The sequence below is a fragment of the Inquilinus limosus MP06 genome, from assembly GCF_000767795.1.
GTDB lineage: Bacteria > Pseudomonadota > Alphaproteobacteria > DSM-16000 > Inquilinaceae > Inquilinus > Inquilinus limosus_E.
Map to the genome: position 1 here is coordinate 1 of NZ_JANX01000929.1, position 1,485 is coordinate 1,485.

The following is a 1,485-nucleotide window of genomic DNA, read 5'->3' on the forward strand; positions in this document are numbered from 1 at the left end:
TTCTTCGGCGGCGCCGCCTATGTCACCGCCCACTGCCGCCAAGGTCTGGGGCTGGCCGCCGGAGCTGGCGATCCTGGCCGGCACCGCCGCCGCCGCGGCGATGGGGCTGGTGATGGGCTTCCTGGCGATCCGCCGCCAGGGCATCTACTTCGCCATGATCACCCTGGCGCTGTCGCAGATGGTGTTCTTCGTCGCCCTGCAGGCGCCCTTCACCGGCGGCGAGGACGGCATCCAGTCGGTGCCGCACTGCGGGCTGAAGGCGACGGCCACCCAGATGGTGTTCGCCGACGGCAACCCCGATGCCGACATCATGATCGTCGGCGAGGCGCCGGGGGCGGAGGAGGATCGGCTGGGCAAGCCCTTCGTCGGCCAGTCCGGCAAGCTGCTGGACCGCATGCTGGCGGCGATCGGCCTCGACCGCACCACGGTCTACATCTCCAACATCGTCAACTGGCGCCCGCCCGGCAACCGCCAGCCGAACGCGTCGGAGATCGCGATCTCGCTGCCCTTCATCGAGCGCCACATCGCCCTGATGCAGCCGAAGATCCTGCTCTGCGCCGGCGGCACCTCGGCCGCGGCGCTGCTGGCGACGCGCGAGGGCATCACCCGCATCCATGGCCGCTGGTACGACCGGTCCTTCCCGGACCTGCCGGCGCCGGTGCCGACCATGCCGATCTACCACCCGGCCTTCATCCTGCGGCAGCCCGGCATGAAGCGCGACGTCTGGCGCGACCTGCTGGTGCTGAAGCACCGGATGAAGGAGCTGGGCTGCGGCTTCGCGTCCGCGACCTGACCGTCGTTTCACTTTTCCCGGCGCATTCCGTCGGCTAGCTTGGCCGCTTCGCTCGACCACCGCTTGGGGGGACGCATGCCGGGCCGGATCGACGACTCACGCCCGTTCGTCGCCGTGAACATCGCATTGCTGACGGTGTCCGACACGCGCAGCGCCGCCGACGACAAGTCCGGCGACACGCTGGCGGAGCGGATCGCCGCGGCCGGCCATGCCGTGCACGACCGGCGCATCGTCAAGGACGACCAGGCCGCGATCGAAGCGCAGCTCAAGGCCTGGATCGCCGATTCGGAGATTGACGTCGTCATTGCCACCGGCGGCACCGGCGTCACCGGCCGTGACGTGACGCCCGAGGCGTTCCACGCGGTCTACGAGAAGCACATCCCCGGCTTCGGCGAGCTGTTCCGCTGGCTGTCCTACGACAAGATCGGCACCTCGACGATCCAGAGCCGGGCGACCGCGGGCGTCGCCGGCGGCACCTATCTGTTCGCGCTGCCGGGCTCTCCCTCCGCCTGCCGCGACGCCTGGGACCTGATCCTGAAGGACCAGCTCGACAACCGGTTCCGGCCCTGCAACTTCGTCGAGCTGATGCCGCGCCTCCTCGAGAAATGACCGCCATGAACGCCCTTCTCCGCGCCGGCCGGCTGGCCGCTCTCGCCTGCGTGCTCACCGTGGCCGCCTGCGCGGCGCCGGGC

The 1,485-nt window shown here is 70.3% G+C and carries 1 protein-coding gene and 1 pseudogene; both read left to right on the plus strand.

What is annotated here, in order from left to right; all coding sequences use genetic code 11:
- A pseudogene (locus tag P409_RS34085) lies at positions 1-793 on the plus strand (uracil-DNA glycosylase); the annotation flags it as partial.
- A gap of 75 nt (positions 794-868) precedes the next feature.
- Positions 869-1,402, plus strand: a complete 534-nt coding sequence (moaB, locus tag P409_RS34090) for a molybdenum cofactor biosynthesis protein B (RefSeq protein WP_034849229.1) — start codon at positions 869-871, stop codon at positions 1,400-1,402.
- Positions 1,403-1,485 lie beyond the last annotated feature (83 nt).